Origin of the sequence: Motilibacter rhizosphaerae (genome assembly GCF_004216915.1) — a bacterium.
In the GTDB taxonomy this organism is placed as follows: Bacteria; Actinomycetota; Actinomycetes; order Motilibacterales; family Motilibacteraceae; genus Motilibacter; species Motilibacter rhizosphaerae.
Map to the genome: position 1 here is coordinate 724907 of NZ_SGXD01000002.1, position 24624 is coordinate 749530.

General features: G+C 73.5%; 21 protein-coding genes. 8 read left to right on the top strand and 13 right to left on the bottom strand.

Going from position 1 to position 24624, the window contains the following annotated elements:
* Positions 1-10: 10 nt before the first annotated feature.
* On the bottom strand, positions 11-889 hold the full coding sequence (locus EV189_RS08870) for a diacylglycerol/lipid kinase family protein (protein WP_231116271.1): 879 nt from the start codon (positions 887-889) through the stop codon (positions 11-13).
* Positions 889-1770, bottom strand: coding sequence for a DUF1206 domain-containing protein (locus tag EV189_RS08875; RefSeq protein ID WP_165400212.1), 882 nt, complete (start codon positions 1768-1770; stop codon positions 889-891). Before EV189_RS08875 ends, EV189_RS08870 begins: the two co-directional genes overlap by 1 nt.
* Positions 1771-1868: 98 nt before the next feature.
* Between EV189_RS08875 and EV189_RS08880 the strand changes: the two genes are divergently transcribed.
* Positions 1869-3479, top strand: a complete 1611-nt coding sequence (locus EV189_RS08880; RefSeq protein WP_130492540.1) for a phospholipase D family protein — start codon at positions 1869-1871, stop codon at positions 3477-3479.
* A gap of 6 nt (positions 3480-3485) precedes the next feature.
* Here EV189_RS08880 and EV189_RS08885 read toward each other — a convergent pair whose 3' ends face one another.
* The 7 genes from EV189_RS08885 to EV189_RS08915 all read right to left on the bottom strand — a co-directional run bounded on the left by EV189_RS08885 (position 3486) and on the right by EV189_RS08915 (position 12658).
* Positions 3486-4487: a LacI family DNA-binding transcriptional regulator gene (locus EV189_RS08885; RefSeq protein WP_130492541.1), complete on the bottom strand. Its 1002-nt coding sequence runs from the start codon at positions 4485-4487 to the stop codon at positions 3486-3488.
* A 71-nt stretch (positions 4488-4558) separates the two neighbouring features.
* Positions 4559-6079 carry an alpha-N-arabinofuranosidase gene (locus tag EV189_RS08890; RefSeq protein ID WP_130492542.1) on the bottom strand — a complete coding sequence of 507 codons (1521 nt, stop codon included), beginning with the start codon at positions 6077-6079 and terminating at the stop codon, positions 4559-4561.
* 46 nt (positions 6080-6125) lie between these two features.
* Positions 6126-8453, bottom strand: a complete 2328-nt coding sequence (locus EV189_RS08895; protein ID WP_130492543.1) for a beta-xylosidase/alpha-l-arabinosidase — start codon at positions 8451-8453, stop codon at positions 6126-6128.
* 49 nt (positions 8454-8502) lie between these two features.
* A complete protein-coding gene (locus tag EV189_RS08900) occupies positions 8503-9384 on the bottom strand; it encodes a carbohydrate ABC transporter permease (RefSeq protein WP_130492544.1) in 882 nt (293 codons plus the stop codon).
* Positions 9384-10403: a carbohydrate ABC transporter permease gene (locus tag EV189_RS08905; protein ID WP_130492545.1), complete on the bottom strand. Its 1020-nt coding sequence runs from the start codon at positions 10401-10403 to the stop codon at positions 9384-9386. The genes EV189_RS08900 and EV189_RS08905 overlap by 1 nt, the downstream gene beginning before the upstream one ends.
* Before the next feature lie 9 nt (positions 10404-10412).
* The gene (locus tag EV189_RS08910) at positions 10413-11747 is read right to left on the bottom strand and encodes an ABC transporter substrate-binding protein (RefSeq protein ID WP_130492546.1); all 1335 of its coding nucleotides are present in this window, start codon (positions 11745-11747) and stop codon (positions 10413-10415) included.
* Positions 11748-12103: 356 nt separating this feature from the next.
* A complete protein-coding gene (locus EV189_RS08915; protein ID WP_130492547.1) occupies positions 12104-12658 on the bottom strand; it encodes a hypothetical protein in 555 nt (184 codons plus the stop codon).
* A 249-nt stretch (positions 12659-12907) separates the two neighbouring features.
* Between EV189_RS08915 and EV189_RS08920 the strand changes: the two genes are divergently transcribed.
* The 7 genes from EV189_RS08920 (at position 12908) to EV189_RS08950 (ending at position 19834) form a co-directional block, all read left to right on the top strand.
* Positions 12908-14080: an ROK family protein gene (locus tag EV189_RS08920; protein WP_130492548.1), complete on the top strand. Its 1173-nt coding sequence runs from the start codon at positions 12908-12910 to the stop codon at positions 14078-14080.
* A gap of 27 nt (positions 14081-14107) precedes the next feature.
* Positions 14108-15478, top strand: a complete 1371-nt coding sequence (locus EV189_RS08925; protein WP_130492549.1) for an ABC transporter substrate-binding protein — start codon at positions 14108-14110, stop codon at positions 15476-15478.
* A gap of 69 nt (positions 15479-15547) precedes the next feature.
* Positions 15548-16444: a carbohydrate ABC transporter permease gene (locus EV189_RS08930; protein ID WP_130492963.1), complete on the top strand. Its 897-nt coding sequence runs from the start codon at positions 15548-15550 to the stop codon at positions 16442-16444.
* A gap of 3 nt (positions 16445-16447) precedes the next feature.
* Positions 16448-17338 carry a carbohydrate ABC transporter permease gene (locus EV189_RS08935; RefSeq protein ID WP_130492550.1) on the top strand — a complete coding sequence of 297 codons (891 nt, stop codon included), beginning with the start codon at positions 16448-16450 and terminating at the stop codon, positions 17336-17338.
* Positions 17335-18600, top strand: a complete 1266-nt coding sequence (locus tag EV189_RS08940; RefSeq protein WP_130492551.1) for a 6-phospho-beta-glucosidase — start codon at positions 17335-17337, stop codon at positions 18598-18600. The genes EV189_RS08935 and EV189_RS08940 overlap by 4 nt, the downstream gene beginning before the upstream one ends.
* Positions 18585-19592: an N-acetylglucosamine kinase gene (locus tag EV189_RS08945; RefSeq protein WP_130492552.1), complete on the top strand. Its 1008-nt coding sequence runs from the start codon at positions 18585-18587 to the stop codon at positions 19590-19592. Before EV189_RS08940 ends, EV189_RS08945 begins: the two co-directional genes overlap by 16 nt.
* Entirely contained in the window at positions 19589-19834 is a 246-nt protein-coding gene (locus EV189_RS08950; protein WP_130492553.1) for a hypothetical protein, read from the top strand. The genes EV189_RS08945 and EV189_RS08950 overlap by 4 nt, the downstream gene beginning before the upstream one ends.
* On the opposite strand, the gene EV189_RS08955 is transcribed toward EV189_RS08950, so the two are convergent.
* The 4 genes from EV189_RS08955 to EV189_RS08970 are packed head-to-tail and all read right to left on the bottom strand — an operon-like array spanning position 19831 to position 24609.
* Positions 19831-20610, bottom strand: coding sequence for an ethanolamine ammonia-lyase subunit EutC (locus tag EV189_RS08955; protein WP_130492554.1), 780 nt, complete (start codon positions 20608-20610; stop codon positions 19831-19833). The two genes, EV189_RS08950 and EV189_RS08955, sit on opposite strands and share 4 nt — an antisense overlap.
* Positions 20607-21998, bottom strand: coding sequence for an ethanolamine ammonia-lyase subunit EutB (gene eutB / locus EV189_RS08960; RefSeq protein ID WP_130492555.1), 1392 nt, complete (start codon positions 21996-21998; stop codon positions 20607-20609). The genes EV189_RS08955 and eutB overlap by 4 nt, the downstream gene beginning before the upstream one ends.
* On the bottom strand, positions 21995-22999 hold the full coding sequence (locus EV189_RS08965) for an acetamidase/formamidase family protein (protein WP_130492556.1): 1005 nt from the start codon (positions 22997-22999) through the stop codon (positions 21995-21997). Before EV189_RS08965 ends, eutB begins: the two co-directional genes overlap by 4 nt.
* 5 nt (positions 23000-23004) lie before the next feature.
* Positions 23005-24609 (bottom strand): APC family permease, encoded by a 1605-nt coding sequence (locus EV189_RS08970; protein ID WP_130492557.1) that lies wholly within the window; start codon positions 24607-24609, stop codon positions 23005-23007.
* Positions 24610-24624 lie beyond the last annotated feature (15 nt).

Here is a 24624-nt window from a genome sequence, read left to right on the forward strand (position 1 = left end):
AGCGTCGACCTCACGGCGCCGGCACCATGACGACCAGCGCGCCCGGCCGGAGCGCGACCTCGATCCTGGCGGCCTCCCCGAGCACCTCGCCGTCGGCCTCGGTGGCGAGCGGCTCGGAGCTCGTGACGACGACGCGCTCGGCGCGGAACGTCTCCAACCGGCGCGGGTCCGGCCGGCGCAGCACGACCGAGGCGGCGAGCAGCGCCCAGCTGGCGAGTCCCCGGGCGCGGATGACGGCGACGTCGAGCGCGCCGTCGTCGGGCTCCGCGTCCGGCAGGACCGGGAGGCCGCCCTGGAGCCGGCCCACGTTGCCGATGAGCACCCCGCGGCCCCGGCGGCGCACGGGCGCCCGGTCGTCGAGCGCGAGCGTGAAGGTCCGGCGCCGCTCGAGCAGGTGCCGCGACGCCGAGACGACGTACGCCGGCCAGCCGAGCGCGCCCTTGAGCGCCGCCGGGGCGTCCGCGAGCATCGCCGCGTCGAAGCCCGTGCCCGCCATGACGACGAAGGGCCGTCCGTCGAGCGTCCCGACGTCGATCGCGCGCTGCCGGCCGTGCGCGGCCACCTCGACCGCCCCCTGGACGTCGCGCGGGATGCCGAGGTTGCGCGCGAGCAGGTTGCCGGTGCCGGCGGGGATCACGGCGAGCGGGACGCCGCTGCCGGCGAGCGCGCCGGCGCAGGCCATGACGGTCCCGTCGCCCCCGCAGACGAGCACGAGCTCGGCGCCCTGCTCGAGAGCGGAGCGCGCCTGCTGGGCGCCCGGCTCCTCCGGGGTCGTCTCGAACCACGCGGGGGCGGCGTACCCCTGCGCCTCCAGCGCGGCCACGACCTCGCGACGGTGCGCCTCGGGCTCCTTCGCCGAGCTGGGGTTGCAGACGACGGCGGCGCGCATCACCGGGAGAGCGCCCCCCGCGCGCGGTCGGCCCCCGGCAGGTGGCCGGGGGAGAGCCGGCCCTCCTTGCCGGTCCGGCGCCAGCGCGCCTCGCACCACGAGTAGAGCCCGAACGCCAGCAGCCCCAGCGCGATGGCGACGAGGACCGCACGCCCTCCGCCGTGGCCCACGAGCTCGCGCAGCGACTGGTCGAGCCCCTCCGCCTTCTTCGGGTCGAAGGTGCGTGCGGCGTCGAGGAAGAACCAGCCGATGACGGCGAAGACCACGCCGCGCCCGGTCGTGCCGACGATGCCGACGGCCTCGACGACCCGTCGCGTGCGCGGGCCCATCTGGCCGGTCTTGAGGTGCTTCTCGAAGCGGCGCGTGATGCCGCTCGCGACCTGCGCGACGCCGCCGATGACGAGCCCCGCGCCGATCGCCGCGACGAGCCACCGGCCGTAGGAGTGCTGCATGAGGCCGGCGCCGCTGCCCTCCCCCGCCGACGAGCTGCGGTGCTGGAGCACCGCCCACGCGCCGTAGGTCAGCACGGCGTACGCGCCGGCGCGGAAGGCCGAGCCGACGCGCTTCGCGACGCGCTTCTTGGCGTCGGGCTCGCCCCGCCCGCCCCAGACCGCGTCGACGAGCCGGTAGACCGCGTAGCAGGCGAGGCCGACCACCAGCAGCCAGAGCAGCGCCGGGCCGTCGGGCTGCTGCGCGAGCTCCTGGAACGCGCCCTTCTGGTTGGCCTGCTGGCGCGGGTGGTGCCCCAGGCCGAGCTGCAGGGCGATCCACCCCATCAGCAGGTACGTCGTGCCGCGGGCCGCGAAGCCGACGCGGGCGACCCGGTCCACGACCGGGGAGTCGGCGGCGCGCCGGGCGGCGCCGGCGGGGTCTGCGTCCATGGGTCCCTCCTCGTTGATCATCTGTGCCCCTACAGACGCTCGTCGAACCGGCCCGACCGGCGGTGGTGCCCCGGCCACCGGTCGTGCATGATCCACGGATGGGCCGGGCCGACGACCGCAGCGTCGACGGCTGGTTCCTCACCGCTGAGGAGCGCGGCACCCCGGCCTCGACCGTGCGGGCCTGGACCGCGGGCAACCTCGTGCGGGCGCACGTCCACGGCCGGTCCTACTTCGCGCGGCTGCACGAGGTCGTCGAGGCGATGGGACGCGGCGACGAGCTGGCGCTGCTGGCGTTCCGCGTCGACGGCGACGAGCTGCTGCTGCAGCGGCCGGGCTCCGCGGTCGCGGAGACGTTCTGCCGCGCGGTGCGCCGGGGGGTGGCCGTGCGCGGCCTGGTGTGGCGCTCCCAGCCCCACGCCCTGGAGCAGAGCGAGGAGGAGAACGCCGCCTTCGTCCGCGAGCTGCAGCAGGTGGGCGGCGACCTCCTGCTCGACGCCCGGACCCGGCGGGGCGGGTCGCACCACCAGAAGCTCGTCGTCGCCCAGCACCCGCGGGAGCCGCAGCGCGACGTGGCGTTCCTCGGCGGGATCGACCTCGCGCGCAGCCGCAACGACGACGCCGACCACGCCGGAGACCCGCAGCCGATGCCGTTCCCGGCGGTCTTCGGGGAGCGGCCGCCGTGGCACGACGTGCAGGTGGAGGTGCAGGGCCCGGCCGTCGGCGACCTGTCCCTGACCTTCCGCGAGCGCTGGGACGGCAGCTCGCCGCTCGACCTGCCGAGCCCGCTGCGCATGCTGTGGGACCGGACCTGGCACGCGGGGGTCGTCACGGGCAGCGCGCTGCCGGACCCGCTGCCGGACCCGCCGGAGGCCGGCCCGCACCTCGTGCAGGTCCTGCGGACCTACCCCGCCCGCTGGCGGCGCTACCCGTTCGCCCCGCTGGGCGAGCGGAGCATCGCCGCGGCCTACCGCAAGGTGCTCGCGCGCGCGCACCGGCTGGTCTACGTCGAGGACCAGTACCTCTGGGCGCCCGGCGTGGCGCGCCTGCTCGCGCACGCGCTGCGCAGCGACCCCGAGCTCCACCTCGTGGCCGTGGTCCCGCGCTGGGCCGACAAGGAGGGCAGGCAGGCGCTCCCGAGTCTCATCGGCCGCGAGCGCGCCATCGACGTCTGCCGGGCGGCGGGGCGGGACCGCTTCGCGATCTACGACGTCGAGAGCCCCGAGGGCGTCCCCGTCTACGTGCACGCGAAGGTCGTCGTGGTCGACGACACCTGGGCGATGGTCGGGTCGGACAACCTCAACCGCCGCTCGTGGACCCACGACAGCGAGCTGTCCTGCGCCGTGCTCGACGAGACCAGGGACGAGCGGGAGCCGCGGGACCCGAGCGGGCGCGGCGACGGGGCCCGCGCCTTCGCCCGCGACCTGCGCCTCACGCTGTGGCGCGAGCACCTCGAGCGCGCCGCGGACGGCTCGGAGGACGACGACCTGCTCGACCCCCGGTCCGCCTTCCTCGCCGCTCGCGCCTCCGCCGAGGCGCTCGACGCGTGGTACGCCGGAGGCCGTACGGGGCCGCGCCCCGCGGGCCGGCTGCGGGCGCACGTCCCCGAGCGGGTGCGCCGCAGGGACCGCGCCTGGGCCGTCCCCGTCTCGCGGCTGGTCTACGACCCCGACGGCAGGGCGTGGCGCGACCGTCTGCGGCACCGCCGGTAGCTCCCCCTAGCGCGGGCGCGTGCTCCCGCGCTCGACGAGCCGCATGCCGGCCGTGTGCAGCACCCGCCCCTCCGGCCCGGTCCCCTGCAGCCGCTGCCACAGCAGGTCGACGGCCACCCGGGCGACCTCCTGGCGCCCCGGGTCCACGGTCGTGAGCGCCGGCAGGGTGAAGCGCGAGTCCTCGGTGTCGTCGAAGCCCACGACCGCGACGTCGTCCGGGACGCGCAGGCCGCGTACCTGCAGCTCGTGCATGGCGCCGATCGCGAGCGCGTCGTTGAACGCGACGACCCCGTCGGGGCGCACCCCGGTCTCGAGCACGCCGGCGATGCCCCTGGCCCCGTGCCCGCGGCGCCAGCCCTCGTCGGTCCAGGCCACCAGCCGCTCGTCGACCTCGAGGCCCGCGGCCGCGAGCGCGGAGCAGTAGCCCTGGTAGCGCAGGACCGACGTGCCGCCGGGGTTCTCGTGGGGGGCGCCGAGCACGGCGATGCGCCGGCACCCCGTCTCCAGCAGCAGCTCGGTCGCCGCGCGCGCCCCCTCGACGTTGTGCATCGTCACGTGGTCCAGCGCGGGCGAGAACAGCTGCTCCCCCAGGAGCACGAGGGGGTAGTCCACCTCGAGCAGCGCGACGTCCTCGGGGCCCATGCCCACGGGGCTGAAGAGCAGGCCGTCGACCAGGCGCTGGCGGGCGGCGGACAGCACCGCGAGCTCGTTCGCCCGGGAGAACCCCGTGGGCTCCACCACGACCTTGAGCCCGCGCTGCCGTGCCGCCGCGAGCACCTCGTCCGCGAGCTCGGCGAAGTACGGCTGCCCGATCTCCGGCACGACCAGCCCGATGACGCCGGTACGGCCGGAGCGCAGGCTCCGCGCGGAGGCGTTGATCTGGTAGCCGAGAGCGGCGACCGCCTCGAGCACCCGGTCCCGGGTCTGGGCGCGGATGTAGGGGTAGTCGTTGAGGACGTTGGAGACCGTCTTCGTGGAGACACCGGCCAGCCGGGCGACGTCGGCCATCGTCGCCACCGTCCACCCCCCTCGACCGCCCGCGCCCATCGTCGCACGCACCGGGAGGCGGGCCGGCGGGGTCAGCTCGCGGACAGCACCGCGAAGGCGTGCGGCGGCAGGGTGAGCCGGACCCCCGCCGCCGTCGGCACGAGCGCGTCGTCCACCGCACGGGGCACGACCGCGTCCGGCCGCTGCGCGGTGTTGTGCGCGACCCCGGCGTCCGCGGCGAGCAGCCGCGCCGAGAAGGTCCGGACCGCGCTCCCGCGCAGGTCGAGCTCGACGTCGAGCGGCTCGGCCGAGAGGTTCGACACGGACACGTGGCAGCGGCCGTCGCGCACGCTCGCCGACGCCGACACCGTGCGGACAGCGGTGCCGTCCACGTCGCGCTCGCCCGTCGGCGCGGCCACGTGCACCGGCACCGCGACGGCGTCGTGGTGCACGGTGCTCATCTCGAAGACGTGGAACGTCGGGGTCCGCACCAGTGCGCCGGTCTGCTCGTCCACGAGCAGCATCGCCTGCAGCACGTTGACGGTCTGGGCGATGTTGGCCATGACGACGCGCTCGGCCAGCCGGTGGAAGACGTCGAACGTCAGCGAGGCCACCAGGGCGTCGCGCATCGTCCCCTGCTGGAAGAGGAACCCCGGATTGGTGCCGGGCTCGACGTCCCACCACGTCCCCCACTCGTCGACGACGAGGCCGACCTCGCGGTCGGGGTCGTAGCGGTCCATGACCGCGATGTGCTGGCGCAGCAGGGGTTCGATGCGCTGCGCGGCCCGGATGGTGCGCCAGTAGTCGTCCTCGTCGAACTCGGTGGCGCTGCCCTTCGCCGTCCAGGTGCCGCCGATCGTGTAGTAGTGCACCGAGACCGCCTGGAACGGCAGCGCGGGGAACGGGCCCGTCCGCAGCTCCGCGACGGCGCGCATGAGCGCCTCGGTCCAGGCGACGTCGTCCTCCGAAGCGCCGGCCGCGACCCGGTAGAGCACGTTGTCGCCGTAGTCGCGGCAGAACGTCGCGTACTGGCGGGCGAGGTCGGCGTACGCCTCGGGGCGCATGTGACCTCCGCACCCCCACGGCTCGTTGCCGATCCCCCAGAAGCGCACGGGCCACGGCTCGTCCCGGCCGTTCTGCCTGCGCAGCTCGACCATGGGCGAGGAACCGCTGCGGGTGAGGTACTCCACCCACTCGCTCATCTCGCGGACGCTGCCGGAGCCGACGTTGCCGGCGACGTAGGCCTCGGCGCCGAGCAGCTCGCACAGGGCCATGAACTCGTGCGTGCCGAAGGAGTTGTCCTCCTCGACGCCACCCCAGTGCGTGTTGACCATGCGCGGGCGGGCTTCCCGCGGCCCGACGCCGTCACGCCAGTGGTACTCGTCGGCGAAGCAGCCGCCGGGCCAGCGCAGGTTGGGGATGGCCAGCTCGCGCAGGGCGTCCACGACGTCCTTGCGGATGCCGCCGACGTGCGGGGTCTCCGCGTCCTCGCCGACCCAGAACCCGCCGTAGATGCAGCGCCCCAGGTGCTCGGCGAAGTGGCCGTAGACGTGGCGGCTGATGGTCGGGCCGGGGATGTCGGCGTTGACGATGATCCTGGCGGCAGCGGGCACCGAGGCGCTCCTCTGGACTCGTGGTGGGCTCAGCGGTGGGCGGTGGTCAGGCCGGCGCGCCGAGCGCGTCGAGCGCGGTGGTGCTGACCTCCACGAGCCGCGGGTCCCCGGACGTCACGACGTGCACGGCACCGGTGAGCTCGAGGGACGCCTCGACCTCGCGGTGGGCGCAGCTGCTGCCGACCCAGAGGTCGACCGGTCCGGGCTCGACGACCCGCACCATCGACCGGTCGCTCAGGGCCAGGCGCGTGGTGGGCACGGAGAAGACCACCTCGGCGGCCGCGCCGGCGGCGAGCTCCACCCGCGCGTACGCCAGCAGCTGGGCGACGGGCCGGACCACGCTGGCGTCGCGGTCGTGGGCGTAGAGCTGCACGACGTCCGCGCCGTCGCGGCTGCCCGTGTTGGTGACGCGCACGCGGGCGACGAACGAGCCACCCGCCTCGACGGTCGGGTCCACGACGAGGTCGCGGTGCTCGAAGGTGGTGTAGGACAGGCCGAACCCGAAGGGCCGCACCGGCGTGCTGTCCGTGCTCGTGATCTCGGAGGGCCCGGCGAGGAACGGGTGGAGGTACGAGTACGGCTGGGACCCGGCGCTGCGCGGGAGGCTCACGGGCAGCCGCCCGGAGGGCGTGGTGCGCCCGCAGAGGACCTGCGCCAGGGCGACGGCCCCCTCCTCCCCGGGGAAGAACGCCTGCACAGCAGCGGCGACGGCGCCCTCGCCGTCGAGGGCCCAGCCGAGGGCGTACGGACGGCCGGTCAGCACGACGAGCACGACCGGCGTCCCCGTCGCCACGAGGGCCTCGACGAGCTCGCGCTGCACCCCCGGCAGCTCGAGGGACTCGGCGTCGTTGCCCTCCCCGACGGTGCCGCGGCCGAAGAGCCCGGCCTGGTCCCCGACGACGACCACCGCGACCTCCGCGCCGCGGGCCGCCTCCACCGCGCCCGGGAAGCCGGAGCGGTCGTCCCCCTCGACGGTGCAGCCGGCGGCGTGCACCACCTCGGCGGACGGCAGCTCGGCGCGCAGCGCCTCGAGCACCGTGGGGATGGCGATCCCCGTCGGCACCTCGGGGTGGTGGGCCAGCACGTGGTTGACGAACGAGTAGCAGCCGAGCAGCGCCTCGGGACGGTCGGCGTTCGGACCGATGACGGCGATGCGGCGCGGGGCGACGAGCGGCAGGGTGCCGTCGTTCGCCAGCAGCACCAGGGACTCGGCGGCCAGGTCGCGCGCGAGGTCCCGGTGCTCCTGGGAGTCCAGGTCCGGAGCGGCCGGCGGCTCGCCCGCGAACGTCTCGTCCAGCAGCCCGAGCTCCTCCTTCTGCGCGAGGACGCGCAGCACCGCGCGGTCGACGTACGCCTCGTCCACGTCGCCGTCGCGGACGGCACCGGCGAGCGGCTCGAGGTACGCGTCGCCCGTCGGCAGCTCGACGTCGATGCCCGCCTGCAGCGCGAGCCCCGCGGCGCGGGCCTTGTCCGCGGCGAGCTGCTGGGTCACGTGGAGGAAGTCCACGGCGAAGTAGTCCGCGACGACGACGCCCGTGAACCCCCAGCGCTCGCGCAGGACCTCGGTGAGGTAGTGCGGGTCGGAGGCGAGCGGCACGCCGTCCACCGCGACGTACGCGTTCATGACCGAGCGCGCCCCGCCGTCGAGCAGCGCCATCTCGAACGGCGGCAGGAAGACGTCGGCGATCTCCCGCGGCCCCGCGCTCACCGGGGCGTGGTTCCGTCCCGCGACCGAGGCGGAGTAGCCCACGAAGTGCTTGAGCGTCGCGTGGACGCCGGCGGACTGCAGGCCGCGGACGTACGCCGTCCCCACCGTGCCGACGAGGTACGGGTCCTCGCCGACGCACTCGTCCACCCGGCCCCAGCGCGCGTCGCGGACGACGTCGAGGACGGGGGCGAGGCCCTGGTGGACGCCCAGCTGCCGCATGGAGCCGCCGATCGCCCGCGCCGCGCGCTCGACGAGGTCGGGGTCGAACGACGCGCCCCACGCCAGCGGAGTCGGGTACGTCGCGGCTCGCCACGCCGCCAGGCCGGTCAGGCACTCCTCGTGCACCAGCGCGGGGATGCCCAGGCGGGTCTCCTCGACGAGCCGCCGCTGCTGGCGCCACAGCCACGCCACCCGCTCCCCCGGGTCGACGGGACGCGTCCCGTAGACCCGGGTGAGGTGGCCGAGTCCGTGGCGGGTGGCCGCGCGGAGCTCCTCCGACGTGGCCGGGTCCTGGGTGCCCGTCATCGCGTCCTGCATGGGGGCGACGGCACCGCCCCCCTGGTCCACCCAGAACCCCACCAGCTGGGCCAGCTTCTCCTCGAGGGTCATCCGCGCGTGGAGCGCGTGCACGCGCGGCGACACGTCCGGGACGGCAGGCAGGGGCATCGGAGGGATCTCCTTCGGTGGGGGAGGCGGCCCGGCTCGCGGCCGGTGCTCAGCCCTTCACGGCTCCCGTGAGGCCTCCGACGATGCGCCGCTCGAACAGGCTGAAGAACGCCAGGGCCGGCAGCATCGAGAGCGAGGTGAAGGCCAGGACCTTCGCGGTGTCCACGGAGTACTCCGAGGCGAAGGCCTGCACGCCGAGGGGCAGGGTGTACGACGAGTCGTTGTTGAGGATGAACAGCGGCAGCAGGTAGCTGTTCCAGCTGGCGATGAAGGCGAGGATGCCGACGGTGATGACACCGGCCTTCGACAGCGGCAGCACCATGCGCCAGAAGAACCCGAGCCGGCTGCACCCGTCGACCTCGGCGGCCTCCTGCAGCTCCGCGGGGATGGCCCGCAGGAACGGCACGAGGATGATGACCGTCGTGGGCAGCCCGAAGCCGATCTGCGGGAGGATCACCCCGGCGAGGCTGTTCATCAGCCCCAGGTCCTTGACCAGGATGTAGAGCGGCGTGATGGCGACCGTCATCGGGAACATCAGCCCCGAGGCGAACAGCGCGTACATCACCCCGCGCCCGCGGAAGTGGTAGCGGGCGAGCACGAAGCTCACCATGAGCCCGAAGGCGACGACACCGAGGGTCGTGAGCGTCGCGGCGACCGCGGAGTTCCACGCCTCGTGCCAGAAGGTGCTGCCGGTGAGCACGTCGACGTAGTTGGAGAAGACCCAGGGGTGCGGCAGGCCCGAGGGGTCGTTGGTGATCTGCGAGTTCGTCCGGAAGCCGCCGAGGATGATGTAGATGACGGGCGCCAGCATCACCCCGACGAGCAGCAGCGCGACGAAGTAGACCGACGGGCTGCCCCACCCGGGGCGGCCGGACCGGCGCGGCTGCGGGGCGACGGGCGCCGGCGCAGCCTGGACGGCGACGGCGGACATCAGCGACCACCTCCGGTGAGGGCGCCCTGCGTGTCGCGCCGCAGCACGAAGCGCTGGTAGATGAGGGCGACGACGAGCGAGATCAGGAAGAGCACGACGGCGACGGCGTTGCCGTAGCCGAAGGCGCCGGCGTTGCGGCCGTTGGAGACCATGTACGTCGCCATCGTCGAGGTGCCGGCGGTCGAGGAGATGTACTGGCCCCAGACGATGTACGTGAGGTCGAACAGCTGCAGGGCGCCGATGATCGAGAGGAACGCCCAGATGCGCAGCGTGGGCCCGAGCAGCGGCAGCGTGATGCGCCGCTGGATCTGCCAGTAGCTCGCGCCGTCGATCGCGGCCGCCTCGTTGAGCTCGGTGGGGATGCCCTGCAGGCCGGCGAGCATGATGATGACGGCGAAGCCGACGTACTTCCACGTGATGATGCCGATGAGCGTCCAGATCGCCACCGACGGGCTGGAGAGCCAGTCGGTCTTCAGGGCGGTGAAGCCCGCCTTCTGCAGCAGGCCGTTCACCGCGCCGTCGGTCTGCAGCATCAGCGACCAGCCGGTGCCGACGACGACCTCGGCGATGACGTACGGCACGAAGAGCAGCACGCGCAGCAGGGACTGCCCGCGCATCCTGCGGTTGAGCAGCAGCGCCAGGAGGATCGAGAGCGGACCCTGGATGACGAGCGAGAACACCACGATGAGCCCGTTGTGCAGCAGGGCGCTATGGAAGTCGGGGTCCTCCAGGATGGTCGTGTAGTTCCTGAAGCCGACGAAGTCGGTCGCCTTGCCGTAGCCGTGCCAGTCGAAGAAGCCGTAGTAGGCGGCCATAGCGACCGGGAAGATGACGAAGGCGAGGAAGACGACCAGCGCGGGGGCGGACAGGAGCGCGATCTCGAGCCGGGCGCGCCAGCTGCCGCTCCCCCGGCTGCGGCGGCGGGCCGGGGGCAGCGCGACCGCCGCGCTGCCCCCGCCCCCTACCACGCCCGTGCGAGTCGGCGCCGCAGCGCTCGTGCCCTCACTGTGGGCTGCCATCGGAGGAGCTCAGGCCTTCTTCGCAGCCGCGGAGACCGCCTTCACGACGCCCGCCGGGTCGGTCTTGCCCGCGAGCAGGTCCACGACCGCGACGTTCAGCGCGTTGCCGACGTTCTGCCCGTAGACGGTGTCCAGCCACTCCGAGACGAAGGGCGCCGACGAGTAGGCCTTGACGACGTTCTTCAGGTACGGCTCGGTCACCACGGCCTGCGCCTCGGTGTTCACGGGCGGGGCGGCGAAGGCCTTGTAGTAGCCCTCCTGCACCGGCGTGGTGGCGATGTAGTTCATGAAGTCGCCGCAGGCCTGCTTGTCGGCCTTCGCCGAGCAGGAGTAGCCGTCGATGCCGCCGAGGATGGAGCCGGGCTTGCCCTGGCCGCCGGAGACCTCCGGGAAGGGGAACCAGTCCAGGTCGGCGAGCGGCTTCTTGTCGGGGGTGAGCGAGCCGATCACGCCCGGGTCCCAGGCGCCCATGAGCTCCATGGCCGCCTTGTGGTTGGCGACGAGGCCCGCGGACGAGCCGGCGCCCTGCTGCGCGGAGGTGGTGAGGAAGCCGGGGTTGTACGGCTTGGTCGCGGCGAAGGACTGCAGGTCCTGCCCGGCCTTCAGCCAGCACGGGTCGTCGAACGTCATCGACGACGCCGCCTTGCTCAGGGTGTCCGGGCTGCACTCCCGCAGCGCGAAGAAGTAGTACCAGTGCGCAGCCGGCCAGGCGTCCTTCGCGCCGAGCGCGATGGCGGACGTGCCAGCCCCCTTGATCTTCTGGACGTCGGCCTGGAGCTCGGCGACCGTGGTGGGGTTCGTGGTGATGCCGGCCTTCTTGAAGACGTCCTTGCTGTACCAGAAGCCGCCCGGCAGGACGGCGACCGGCATCGCGTAGGTCTTCCCGTCGATCGAGTTGGCCGCGAGCGCGGCGTCGGGGATGACCTTCTTGGTGGCGTCGGTGATGACGCCGGTGATGTCCATCAGCTGACCGGCCTTGGCCATCGCCGCCATCTTGCCGCCGCCGCGCTGGAGGAAGATGTCCGGCCCGGAGCCGGCGTTCAGCGCCGTCTGCAGCTTGCCGTCCAGGTCCTCGTTCTGGATCGCCTGGACCTTGATCTTGACGTTGGGGTGGGCGGCGGTGAAGTCCGCCGCGGTCTTGTCCCAGAACGCCTTGCCTGCGCCGGTGGTCGAGTTGTGCCAGAAGGTCAGCGTCACCGACTTGCCGCTGCCGCCACCACTCCCCCCGGCTGCGCCCGAGGCCGCCGCGCTCGAGCTGCTCGAGCCGCTGCTGCCGCCGCACGCTGCGGCGAGCGCCAGCACGCCGACCAGGGCACTGGACTTCACCACGACGGACGTCTTCATGCTCATCCTCGTTCCGTTCTCCGTTGACTGCTGCGAGGTCGTGCAAGAGCGCGAGCGGCCGCGGGCCCGCGGCAGCTCCCCCCGCACCGGAGTCCGCCGCGGCTGCGCCACGAGCGGTCTACATCGATGAAGAGCCGAGGGGCCCGTCCATCGGTCCGGCGTATCGGGGATGCCTGGACCTTGCCACCGGCACCGAGGTGTGTCAACCGTTGTCGATACCGTTTTCCAATCGTGACCTTCGGGCTTCCGAGGCGCTCCGTCCCGCCGCGCACCGCCCCTCCCCGAGGACGACGACGGCCCCGGTCGGCCCGCGGGGAGCGGGCCGGCCGGGGCCGGGGTACGGGCGTCGGGCGGGGTCAGCCGACGGGCAGCAGGCGCTTCACGACGCCCGTCTTCACCTCGGTCTCGCGCTGCTGCTCCCCGGCGTACGCGCTCACGACGACGAGCGCGCCGGTGATCGCGGGGACCGCCCACTGCAGCGCGCTCAGCTGGCGCTGCGCGGACGCCACCTCGGGCGGGGTCGACCCGGACGGCGTGGTCCCGTCCTCGGCGGGCACGGCGTGCAGGGAGGAGACCCTCGAGCCGAGCACGCGGCTGTACGCCGTGACGCCGAGCGCCGCCGCGGTGAGGCCGGTCTTGACCACGGCCATGCTCGCGACGCCCTGCTGGCCGGCGACCCGGCCCTTGTTGCCGGCGAGCTGGAGGACGGAGCCGACGAGGTGGGCGCCGATCGCGGCGGCGTTGACCGGCGTCCAGCGGTCCCAGCCGGCATTGGCGACCGCACCGCTGCGCGAGCTCGAGCCCGCCTCCCCGGCCGCCGGGTTGAGGGCGACCGCGTTGGCGAGCGTGCCGCCGAACCACGCGGCGAGTCCGAGGTCGTGCAGGGAGCGGGAGAGGGTGTCGCGAGCCATGGGGGTCCTCCGAAGGTGGGGATGAGCCGGTATGGGCGTCTTGTCCGTGTCCCCCTCCCGTCCCCGGCCCCGGGGCGCGCCACACCGGCGCAGCCGCCCCAGCCCGGGGGACCCGCGTCACAGCGGCCCCGCGTACCGGCCGTGTGACGGTTGCGCAACGACCCGCTGCACGCCCTTGACCGCGGCTCGGGGACCTCCTACGGTCCCTGACTAGAAGGAAGGTTTCCTAACTACCGGCAGGAGGAGCGCGTGACGACGGAGCCCGCCCCCGCGACGCCGAGCCTCCTGCGCACCCTCAACGACCGGGCCGCGCTCGACCTCCTCCTCCTCCGGGGCCCGCTGTCCCGTACGCAGCTCGGTGCCCTGACCGGGCTGTCCAAGCCCACCTGCGGCCAGCTGCTCACCCGGCTGTCGCAGGCCGGGCTCGTGCGCAGCGTCGGCCACAGCACCGGGAGCCCCGGCCCTGCGGCGGAGCTCTTCGAGGTCGACCCCACCGCGGGGCGGGCCGGCGCGCTCGACGTGCGCCCCGGACGCGTCACCGCCGCCGTCGTCGACCTCCACGGCAACGAGCTCGGGCGTGCGGTCGTGAAGGTGACCCGCCGTGGGCCCGACGCCGTCGGCTCGGTGACCCGCGCGCTCGACTCCGCGGCCGCGGCCGCGGGCACGACCCGCGCGGACCTCGACGCCGTCGTCGCGGGCACCCCGGGCTCCTTCGACCCCGAGACGGGGGAGCTCCGCTACGCCAAGCACCTGCTCGGCTGGCACGAGCCCGGTCTCGTCGACCGGCTCCGCTCCGCGGTCGGCGTGCCCTTCGCCCTGGAGAACGACGTCAACCTCGTCGCCCTGGCCGAGCGGCGCGCGGGCGCCGGGCGCGACGTCGAGGACTTCTTCCTGCTGTGGAACGACGACGGCTTCGGCGCAGCGGTCGTGCTCGGGGGCCGGCTCCACCAGGGCGCGAGCGGTGGCGCGGGCGAGGTCAGCTTCCTGCCCGTCCCCGGCGCCCCGCTCGTGCGGCACGTGACGCGGAGCAACACCGGCGGCTTCGTCAAGCTCGCCGGCTCGCCCGCCGTGCTCGAGCTGGCGGAGGAGCACGGGATCCCCGGGCGGACCGCACCGGCCGTCGTCGCCAGGGCGGCAGCAGAGCCTGCTGCTGCAGAGTTCCTCGACGAGCTCGCCGAGCGCCTCGCCACCGGGCTCGCTGCCGTGATCGCCGTCCTCGACCCTCAGGCCGTCGTCCTGTCGGGCAGCATCCTCGCCGCCGGCGGCGAACCGCTCCGCACGTCCGTCGAGCGCAAGCTCGGCGACCTCGCCATGACCGTCCCCCTCGTCCGCACCGGCCTCGTCGTCGAGGACCCCGTGCTCACCGGCGCGCAGCACGCCGCTCTCGACGCTGCGCGCGACGCGGTCTTCGCGTCGCGCTAGCCCCGCTCCCCTTCCCAGGAGGTCCCCGTGCCGTGGTCCCGCTCCGGCGTCCGCGCCACCGCCATCACCGCGCTCGCCGCGGCTCCCCTCGTGCTCACCGGGTGCACCGGCCAGCCGGCGCAGAGCAGCAGCAGCGGCAGTGGCAGTGCCGCGACGACGCAGACGTCGGTCGCGCCCCAGCAGCACGTGACGATCTCGTTCTGGCACGGGTGGAGCCAGCCCCACGAGCTGGCGGCGATCAACCAGACCATCGCGGCCTTCGAGAAGGCCCACCCGAACATCACCGTCAAGGCGACGGGCAACATCACGGACGACAAGATCCTGCAAGGGATCCGCTCGGGCCACGGCCCCGACGTGGTGTCGTCATTCACGACCGACAACGTCGGCGCGTTCTGCAAGGCCGCCCTGGTCGACCTGGGCCCGATGCTCACCGCCTCGCACATCGACAAGGACACGACGTTCGTCAAGACGATGGTGCAGTACACGCAGTACAAGGGCGTGCAGTGCGCCCTGCCGCTGCTCGGTGACGCGTACGGCCTCTACTACAACAAGAAGATGTTCGCCGCAGCAGGGATCTCGCGGCCACCGCGTACCTTCTCCGAGCTGCAGGCTGACGCGGTGAAGCTCACCAAGCAGACCTCGTCGGGCTACTCCCAGCTCGGGTTCATGCCGGTCTACCACATGTACGAGACCCCTCCCTCGCACTGGATGTCGCAGTACGGCGTCACCTGGCAGGACGCGTCCGGGAAGTCGAACCTCAGCAAGGACCCGCACGTCGCTCAGTTCCTGGCCTACCAGCAGGGTCTGGTGTCCGCGCTCGGAGGCTTCGCCAAGCTCGAGAAGTACCGCAGCACCTTCGGTGACGAGTTCTCGGCGCAGAACCCCTTCGAGGTCGGCAAGGTCGCGATGGCGCTCGACGGCGAGTGGCGGGTCGCGTCCATCGCCTCGGACAAGGCCGCCGTCGACTACGCGACGGCACCGTTCCCGGTGCCCGACGACATGGCGAGCACGTACGGCCGCGGCTACCTCACCGGCACGATCGTCGGCATCTCGCGGACCTCGAAGCAGCAGGCGGCCGCGTGGGAGTTCACGCGGTTCCTCACGACCGACACCACCTCGCTCGTCGGCTTCGCCAACGCCATCAACAACGTGCCGTCCACGCAGGCGGCGCTCCAGTCCCCCGCGCTGACGAAGGACCCGGCGTTCCAGACCTTCCTCTCCGTCGCGCGCAACCCCGAGTCCAGCACGACGCCGGCCAGCCCGAACGGCGGGCAGTACCAGGTGCTGTTCCAGGACTTCGCCTACGACGTCGAGGCCGGGAAGGTCAAGGACGTCGCGGCCGGGCTGCGCCAGGTCGACTCCCAGATCGACCGGGCCGCGGCCCAGGCGGCGGGCTGACGCGTGGCGCAGCCCCTCGCAGCGCCGCTGCCCCTCGCCCGCCGGCGGCCGCGGCGGGGCCGGGAGCGGATGGTCATCCTGGCGTTCCTGTCGCCCTGGCTCATCGGCACTACGGTCTTCTTCGTCTACCCGCTGCTGTCGACGGTGTGGTTCTCCTTCCTGCACTACGACCAGATCACGCCGGCGACGTGGGTGGGCCTGCGCAACTGGACCTACGTGCTGACGGAGTACGACGGGTTCTGGCAGGCGCTGCGCAACACCCTCTGGTTCGTCGCCGCCATGGTGACCTCGCGGGTGGTCTTCGGCATCGGGCTCGGCCTGCTCGTGACCAAGGTCAAGACGGGGACCAGGACGTTCCGCACGCTGTTCTACCTGCCCTACCTCGCGCCTCCGGTAGCGGCGACCATCGCCTTCGCCTTCCTGCTCAACCCTGGTACCGGCGCGGTCAACACGATCCTCGGGGCCGTGGGGATCCCCACACCGGGCTGGTTCAACGACGAGCACTGGGCCAAGCCGGCCCTGACCCTGCTCGCCCTCTGGGGCGTGGGCGACCTCATGGTCATCTTCATGGCGGCGCTGCTCGACGTCCCGCGCGAGCTCTACGAGGCCGCGGAGCTGGACGGTGCGGGTGCGGTCCGCCGCTTCCGGTGGGTGACGCTGCCGATGATCCGACCGATCGTGCTCTTCGCCGTCGTCACCGGCGTCATCCAGACCATGCAGTACTACACACAAGCGGTCGTCGCCGGGAAGGTCGCGAGCGGCATCGTCGACGCCCCGGGCACGAGCTTCGAACCGGGCTACCCGCACGGCTCGACGCTGACGCTGCCGCAGCTGGTCTACTCGCTGGGCTTCCAGCGCTTCGACACCGGCTCGGCCTGCGTGGTGGCCCTCGTGCTCTTCGCCCTCGCCATGGCCTTCACGTCACTGCTGCTCCGCCGCCGCGCGGGCCTGCTCGGGGAGGACTGAGCCATGGGGAGCACCCTCGTCGCACCGGCAGTGGCCGACGCCCCCGCTCTGGAGCGCCCGCACCGCACGCCACGCGCACGGCTGGAGTGGATCGCGGTGCACAGCCTGGCCGTGGGCCTGGCGCTGCTGTTCGTCCTGCCCTTCGTCTTCCTGCTGCTCACCTCGCTGATGAGCGACCACCAGGCGCTGACCACGGACCTGTGGCCGCGGACCTGGCGGGTGCAGAACTACGTCGACGTGCTGCGGGCCGACGGCTTCCTCACCTGGTGGAAGAACTCCCTCGAGTACGCCGTGCTCGGCACCGTGCTGACGCTGCTGAGCAGCATCCCCGTGGCGTACGCGCTGGCGCGCTTCCGCTTCCGGCTGCGCCGGCTCGCGCTCACGGTCGTCATCGCGACGATGATGCTGCCGCCGCAGGTGGTCATCGTGCCGATGTACCTCGTGTGGGCGCGCCAGCTCCACCTCGACGGCACGCTGTGGCCGCTCATCATCCCGATGGCGTTCGGCGACGCGTACAGCATCTTCCTGCTGCGCCAGTTCCTCCTCACCATCCCCTCCGAGTACGTCGACGCCGCTCGCGTCGACGGCTGCGGCGAGCTGCGGACCCTGCTGCGCGTCGTCCTCCCGATGGCCCGCCCGGCCGTCGTGGCCGTCGGCCTGTTCCAGTTCTTCTACTGCTGGAACGACTACTTCGGTCCGCAGATCTACGCGAGCGAGAACCCCAGTGCCTGGACGCTCTCCTACGGCCTGGAGACGTTCAAAGGGGCGCACCACGCCAACTGGAACCTCGCGATGGCGGCCACGATCCTCGTGATGGCGCCCGTCGTCATCATCTTCTTCTTCGCCCAGAAGGCCTTCGTCGAGGGCGTCACGCTGACAGGAGTCAAGGGATGAAGATCGCCGTCATCGGAGGCGGTTCGACCTACACGCCCGAGCTGGTGGACGGCTTCGCGCGGCTCCAGACGGTCCTGCCGGTCGACGAGCTGGTGCTGATGGACCCGGCCGGCGAACGGCTCGAGCCGGTGTCCGCGCTGGCGGGGCGCATCTTCGCGGCCCAGGGGCACCCGGGTCGGGTCACCGCGACGAGCGACCTGGCCGCAGCGGTCGACGGGGCGGACGCCGTCCTGCTGCAGCTGCGGGTCGGCGGGCAGGCCGCCCGGCACCAGGACGAGACGTGGCCGCTGGAGTGCGGCTGCGTCGGGCAGGAGACGACGGGCGCCGGCGGACTGGCCAAGGCACTGCGGACCGTCCCGGTCGTCCGCTCCATCGCCGAGGAGGTGCGCCGCCGCAGCCCCGAGGCCTGGATCGTCGACTTCACCAACCCGGTCGGCATCGTCACCCGCTCGCTGCTGCAGGAGGGCCACCGCGCGGTGGGCCTGTGCAACGTCGCGATCGGCCTGCAGCGGACCTTCGCCCAGCTGCTCGGCGTCCCGGCCGACGGCGTGCGCCTCGACCACGTCGGCCTCAACCACCTCACCTGGGAGCGGGGCGTGCGCCTCGCGGACGGCACCGAGGCCCTGCCGCGGCTGCTCGAGGAGCACGGCGCCGCGCTCGCCGAGCGGCTCGAGCTGCCGCTCGACGCCATCCGGCTCGTGGGGGCGGTCCCGAGCTACTACCTGCGCTACTACTACGCCCACGACGAGGTCGTGGAGGAGCTGCGCCACTCCCCCTCGCGGGCCGAGACGGTCGCGGCGATGGAGCGCGAGCTGCTGGAGATGTACGCCGACCCGGGGCTCACGGAGAAGCCGGCGCTGCTGGAGAAGAGGGGCGGCGCGTACTACTCCGAGGCCGCGGTCGCGCTGGTGCGCAGCCTCCTGCTCGACGGAGGGGACGAGCAGGTCGTCAACGCCCGCAACGACGGCACGCTGCCGTTCCTGCCGGACGACGCGGTGGTCGAGGTGCAGGCGGTGGTCGACGCGAAGGGGGCGCACCCGTCTCCCCTCACCTCGCCGCTGGACCCGCTCATGGCCGGTCTCGTCGCGCACGTCACGGCGTACGAGGACCTCGCGCTGCAGGCGGCGGTGCACGGCGGTCGCGAGCGGGTCGAGCGCGCGCTGCTCGCGCACCCGCTCGTCGGCCAGTACGCCCTGGCGCAGCAGCTCACCGACCGGCTGCTCGCCGCCAACGGTGCGCACCTGCCATGGGCACGGGCGTGAGGACGGTCCTCGCGGTCGACGGCGGCAACAGCAAGACCGACGTCCTGGCGGTCAGCGGGTCGGGCGAGGTCCTCGCGCGGGCACGGACGGCGGGGTTCGCCCCGCACGGCGCCGGCGCGGCCGCGGCACTGCGCGAGCTGGAGCCGGCCGTCGCGCAGGTGCTGGCCGAGGTGGGCAACCCCGTGGACCACGTGGCGGCCTACCTCGCCAACGTGGACCTCCCGGTCGAGGAGGAGGAGGTCCACGCGCTGGTCGAGGCGGCGGGCTGGGGGCGGACGTCGACGGTGGCGAACGACACCTTCGCGGTGCTGCGCGCCGGCTGCGGCGAGCCCCGGGGGGTCGCGGTGGTCTGCGGCGCGGGGATCAACTGCGCGGGACTGCTCCCCGACGGCCGGCAGGCGCGCTTCGCGGCGCTCGGCACCTCGACGGGCGACTGGGGCGGCGGGGGCGGCCTCGCGGCGGAGGTGCTCTGGTGGTCGACGCGCGCCGAGGACGGGCGGGGGCGCGCGACGCTGCTGGCGGAGCTCACCGCGGCGCACTTCGGGCGTGCGACGGCGCTCGACGTCGCCCAGGACGTCCACCTCGGCCGCCTCGACCGCGAGCGGCTGCACGAGCTCGTCCCCGTCCTCTTCCGCGCCGCACGCGCGGGAGACGACGTCGCGCTCGACCTGCTCGCCCGGCAGGCGGCGGAGATCGCGACGATGGCGCGGGTCGCGCTCGGCCGGCTCGGGCTGCTGGACGAGCCCGCACCCGTCGTCCTCGGCGGCGGGGTCCTCGCGGCGCGCGAGCCGCTGCTCGAGGACGCGGTCGTGCGCGAGCTCAAGGAGGTCGCGCCGTACGCGACGGCGCGCGTCGTCAGCGACCCCCCGGTGCTCGGCGCGGCCCTGCTCGGGCTCGACGCGCTCGTGGCCTCTGGCAGGCTCGCGGCGCACGAGCTGCCGGCGGCGGAGGGGCGGCTGCGGACGGCCGTGTCTGGGAGACTGCCGGGGTGAGCGCGATGGATGCGGCCGTCGGCGGGACCGCCCTCGTCCTCGTCTTCGTCGGCGTGGTCCTCGCGCGGGCGGGCCGGGCGAGGGCGCGCGAGGGCGACCGGGCGGTCCTGCTCGGCTACGTCGGGCTCGTCGTCATGGCGGTCGGGCTGTTCTTCGCCATGAACGTCTCGCTCTGGCTCATCCTCGCCGCGATGGCCGTCGCCGAGGCGGCCCGGCGGCTCTCGGTGCGCGCCGGCCGCTAGCGGAGCTGCTCCTGCCCGGTCTGCTGGACGGGGCGTGCGGCGACGGCGTCGAGGACCGCCTCGGCCGCGCGTCCGGCGGGGAGCCCCTGGCGGTGCGCGGCACTGATGCCCGAGAGCACGACCCGGTCGGCGTCGGTCTGCCCCGGCTGCGGCGCCCAGGCGAGGTACGCCGAGAGGCTCTCGGCGTACGCGAGGCCGGGTCGTTCTCCCACGAGCAGCACCGCCGCCCGCGGTCGCAGCAGCGCGCCCACGTCGTTGAGGATCCCCACCCGGCAGCGCTGCACGAGCAGCGGGCGGCCGACGGACCAGCCGCGGGCCCGGGCGAGCTCGAGCAGCCGCGGCAGCACGACGGGGACGTGCGCGGCCACGGCCGCCGCCGACAGCCCGTCGCCCACGAGCACCTGGAGGTCGGCGCCGTGCTGGCACTCGGCGGCCACGCGGTCGCGGTCCACCTCGGCGAGGAGCCGCCCGAGGTCGGGGCGGCGCAGGTGCTCGGGCAGCGTACGGGCCCGCGAGGAGACGACGAGGGCTCCCGTCGCGCGCACGACCTCGGCGAGCGGGCCGTCGGCGAGGTCCAGGGGCGCGGTCACCGCGTCGCGCGCGACCGCGTGGTCGGCGCGCAGGGCGAGCAGCGTCCGCGTCGGGTAGGACGTGCCGGCGCGGCCGACGAGCAGCCGGGCCGGCGTCACCTCCGCGACCCGGGCCCGCAGCTCGGCGGTGGCGGCGTCCGCGTCGAGGGGGTGCCGCTCCCCCGGCACCGGCTCGAGCGCGGTCACGCCGTCAGCTCCGCGAGCATGCCGCCGAGCCGCGGGTCCGGGATGCGCGGCGAGCCGGCCTCGAGCAGCGTCCCGTCGGCCCACAGCCCGACCCGCTCGAGCCACGCCTCGAGCTCCGGTCCCGGCCGGAGCCCGAGCACCCGGCGCGCGGTGGCGACGTCGTGGTAGCTCGTGGACTGGTAGTGCAGCATCACGTCGTCCGCGGCGGGGACGCCCATGACGAACGTGCACCCCGCGCTGGCGAGCAGGAGCAGCAGGTCGTCGTTGGTGTCCTGGTCGGCGTCGACGTGGTTCGTGTAGCAGACGTCGCAGCCCATCGGCAGCCCCATGAGCTTGCCGACGAAGTGGTCCTCGAGACCGGCCCGGGTGATCTGCCGGGCATCGGCGAGGTACTCCGGCCCGATGAAGCCGACCACGGAGTTCACGAGGAAGGGGTCGAACAGACGTGCCACGCCCTGGGCGCGCGCCTCGCAGACGAGCTGGTCCGCGCCCGCGTGGGCCTCGGCGGACAGGGCACTCCCCTGGCCGGTCTCGAAGTAGGTCACCTGCATGCCCCGGTAGTCCCTGCCACGGTGGGACTCCAGCACCGCCTCCCGGCCCTCGGCCAGCATCGCCAGGTCGATCCCGAAGCTGGCGTTGGCCGCCGTGGTGCCCGCCACCGACTGGAAGAGCAGGTCGACGGGGGCGCCCCGCTCGAGCGCGGCGAGCTGGGTCGTCACGTGCGCCAGGACGCAGGCCTGCGTGGGCAGCTGGAGCCGGTCGATGAAGGCGCCGAGCCCCTCGAGCACCGCGGCGCACGCGTCGACCGAGTCGGTCGCCGGGTTCACGCCGATGAGGGCGTCCCCGCACCCGAGCAGCAGGCCGTCGAGCGCCGAGAGCAGGATGCCGCGGACGTCGTCCGCCGGGTGGTTGGGCTGGGTGCGGCAGCCGAGCACGCCCTCCTCGCCCATGGTGGTGCGACAGGTGGTCACCACCCGCAGCGGGCGTGCGGCGGCGACCAGGTCGAGGTTGCTCATCAGCTTTGCCGTGGCAGCAGCAACTTCCGGCGTGATCGCCGGCGCCAGTCGGGGCCAGACCGCGGCGAAGGACGGCTGCAGCACCAGCTCCCGGAGCTCCCCCACGGTGAGCGACGCGATCTCCGCGAACGCCCCGGTGTCGTGCGCCGCGAGGAGTGCCTCGGACGTGCTGTCCTCGACGACCGGCTGCGCGACGAGGTCGGCGAGGCGCACGTCCGCGAGAGCGGTCTTCGCGGCGACCCGCTCCCGCCTGCTGCCGGCCGCGACACCCGCGAGCTGGTCCCCGGACTTCTCCTCGTTGGCCTTGGCCAGCAGCTCGCGCAGGTCGGCGAAGCGGAAGGACTCGCCGCGTACGGCGGCCGTGTAGGTCATGCCCGTGCTCCCAGGGACTTCAGCCGCTCGTGCGCGCCGCCCATGACGGCGGCGCTCCCGAGCAGGTCCTTGCGGATCTTCGCGACGACCGAGTAGTCGGTGTCGACGACGTTCGCGATGGGGGTGAGCGCCGCCTGGGACACCAGCTGGTACGCGTCCAGCAGCGACAGCCCCGTCAGCTCCGCGACCCACGCGACGAGCTCGGCGTGCGCGATGCGGAACGCGTCCTCGAGCGGGCGGGCGGAGCCCACCACCATGAGGTGCGTGTCGTCCTCCAGCCGCGGCCACGCGGGCCCCATGCCGGGCAGCAGGTCCACGGCGAGCACGGTGTCCATGGCGCACTCGACGGCCACGCCGCAGGTCTCCCCCTCGCCCTGCCGCGCGTGCCCGTCCCCCAGGCTCAGCAGCGCCCCCGGCACGTTGGCCCTGAGGTAGCACGTCGTCCCCGCCCGCATCTCCGGCGTGTCCATGTTGCCGCCCCACGAGCCCGGGGTCAGCGACGAGCGGACCTCCCCCAGCGGTGGTGCCACCCCGACGGTGCCGTGCATCGGGTCGAGCGGCAGGTCCACCGTGAACCGGCTGTCCAGCGCGTCGTAGCGGACGACGCCCGCTGGGACGTCGAGCTCGTAGACCCAGGTGCGCTCCGGCAGCGCGGGCTGGAGGGACGCCGTGCGCGGTGTGGAGGTGAGGGCACCGAAGAACGGCACCGTGGTGCTCACGCCGCGGCCGTAGCGGGGGGTGATGCTGACGAAGTGCACCGCGACCGCGTCCCCGGGGGCGGCCCCCTCGATGTGGAAGGGACCGCTCTGGGGGTTGAGGAAGCGCGGGTCGCAGCGCTCGCTCGCGAGGTGGCCGACCTCCGTCACCCGTCCGCCGAAGCAGTCGAGCGACCACGTGGAGAGCAGCTCACCGGGACGCAGGGTGGCCACGGGACCGACCCCGCCGAAGGTGTAGACCAGGTCGGCGGGGTCGGCCCCGGGGTCGGGTTCCCAACGCAGCAAGGGGATCAGACCGCCACGCGGTCGGAGAGGTGCTCGGGCGTCTCGTGCTCCATCACCGTGCGCCCGATGCGGGCGTACCCCTCGCGGTTGCGCGAGCGGATGAGCAGCGCGCAGCCGAGGCCGAGCAGGAAGGTGCCGAGGACGATCCACGGCGTCGCCTTGAACACCGGGCTTCCCGACGCCGCACCCGCGGCGAACTCGAGGTTCTGGAACAGCAGGACCACGACGTAGCCCATCGCCGCAGCGCCGACGAGCGGGCAGAGCAGCGTGCGCCACCAGGAGGCGGTCTCCGGGTGCTCCTTGCGGACGTGGAAGTACCAGACGACGGCGATCGAGCAGATGCCCTGCACGATCATGATCGCCATCGTGCCGAGGATCGCCATGAGGCCGTAGAGGTGCACGTAGGCCACGTCGGGCGCGGCCTTCGTCGGCTTCTGCAGCCAGAAGAAGCCGAGGGTGATGGCGAGCGTGACGACCGACTGGACGGCCGAGGCGATGTGCGGCGAGCCGTGCTCGGCGTGCGTGGACCCGAGAGTGCGGGCGAGACCGGCGCTGTGGCCCTCGCGGGCCAGGGCGTACAGGTAGCGGGAGGCGGCGTTGTGGAACGCCAGGGCGCAGGCGAAGGACCCGGTGACCGTGAGGACCTTGTAGATGTCGAGCGCGCCCGAGCCGAGGAGGGCCTTGGTGGGCACGAAGAACAGGTCGAAGGCGTTGCCGGTGGAGCCCCGCGAGACGTCGATGGACTTCGCCGAGCCGTTGGCGGCGAGGACCATCCACGAGACGAAGGTGTAGAACAGGCCCAGGCCGATGACCGCCAGCAGCGTCGCGCGCGGGACGATCTTCTTGGGGTTGCGGGACTCCTCGCCGTAGACCGCGGTCGTCTCGAAGCCGACCCAGGACCAGAAGGCGAAGAACAGCCCCAGGCCGGCAGTTCCGACGATGGCACCGTCGGCGCTCGTGGGTGCGGAGCCGAAGGCCTTGACCGGGTTGATGGCGCTGGGGAGGAAGCCGTCAGGACCGCCGCCGTGGAAGACGATGCGCACCGCCAGCACGGCGAGCAGCGCGACCTCCGTGATGAGGAAGACCGCGAGGACGACGCCGGACAGGCTGATGTCGAAGTAGCCGAGGGCGGCGATGACGACGATGCATCCGAGGGCGTAGACGATCCAGCTGATCGTCGGCCCGTCGAACCCCTCCACGGTCGTCTTGGCGAACGAGGAGAAGATGCCGACGAGCGAGGCCTCGAACACGACGTACGCCATGGTGGCGAGGAACCCGGAGGCCATGCCCCACGCCTGGCCGAGGCCGTGGGAGATGAAGCCGTAGAACGCGCCGGTCGCGGTGATGTGGCGGGCCATCGCGACGTACCCGACGGAGAAGACGGTGAGGACGACGGTGGCGAAGAAGAAGCCGGCGGGAGCGCCCACCCCGTTGCCGTAGCCCACGGCGATCGGCAGGTTGCCGGTCATCGCGGTGATGGGCGCCGCGTTGGCGAGCGCCATGAAGAGCACGCCGACGAGCCCGACCGCGCCGGGCTTCAGTCGCTGGACTCCCTCGCGCTGCGGCGGGATGACCCCGGCAGCGGTGGAGGTCTGGGTCTGCGCGGTCATGCCGGCAGCCTCCTT

Coding starts and splice junctions, on each gene's coding strand:
- EV189_RS08870 (WP_231116271.1), bottom strand. CDS start 889: ATGCGCGCCGCCGTCGTCTGCAACCCCAGCTCGGCGAAGGAGCCCGAG.
- EV189_RS08875 (WP_165400212.1), bottom strand. CDS start 1,770: ATGGACGCAGACCCCGCCGGCGCCGCCCGGCGCGCCGCCGACTCCCCG.
- EV189_RS08880 (WP_130492540.1), top strand. CDS start 1,869: ATGGGCCGGGCCGACGACCGCAGCGTCGACGGCTGGTTCCTCACCGCT.
- EV189_RS08885 (WP_130492541.1), bottom strand. CDS start 4,487: ATGGCCGACGTCGCCCGGCTGGCCGGTGTCTCCACGAAGACGGTCTCC.
- EV189_RS08895 (WP_130492543.1), bottom strand. CDS start 8,453: ATGCCCCTGCCTGCCGTCCCGGACGTGTCGCCGCGCGTGCACGCGCTC.
- EV189_RS08900 (WP_130492544.1), bottom strand. CDS start 9,384: ATGTCCGCCGTCGCCGTCCAGGCTGCGCCGGCGCCCGTCGCCCCGCAG.
- EV189_RS08905 (WP_130492545.1), bottom strand. CDS start 10,403: ATGGCAGCCCACAGTGAGGGCACGAGCGCTGCGGCGCCGACTCGCACG.
- EV189_RS08910 (WP_130492546.1), bottom strand. CDS start 11,747: ATGAAGACGTCCGTCGTGGTGAAGTCCAGTGCCCTGGTCGGCGTGCTG.
- EV189_RS08915 (WP_130492547.1), bottom strand. CDS start 12,658: ATGGCTCGCGACACCCTCTCCCGCTCCCTGCACGACCTCGGACTCGCC.
- EV189_RS08930 (WP_130492963.1), top strand. CDS start 15,548: ATGGTCATCCTGGCGTTCCTGTCGCCCTGGCTCATCGGCACTACGGTC.
- EV189_RS08935 (WP_130492550.1), top strand. CDS start 16,448: ATGGGGAGCACCCTCGTCGCACCGGCAGTGGCCGACGCCCCCGCTCTG.
- EV189_RS08940 (WP_130492551.1), top strand. CDS start 17,335: ATGAAGATCGCCGTCATCGGAGGCGGTTCGACCTACACGCCCGAGCTG.
- EV189_RS08945 (WP_130492552.1), top strand. CDS start 18,585: ATGGGCACGGGCGTGAGGACGGTCCTCGCGGTCGACGGCGGCAACAGC.
- eutB (WP_130492555.1), bottom strand. CDS start 21,998: ATGACCTACACGGCCGCCGTACGCGGCGAGTCCTTCCGCTTCGCCGAC.
- EV189_RS08970 (WP_130492557.1), bottom strand. CDS start 24,609: ATGACCGCGCAGACCCAGACCTCCACCGCTGCCGGGGTCATCCCGCCG.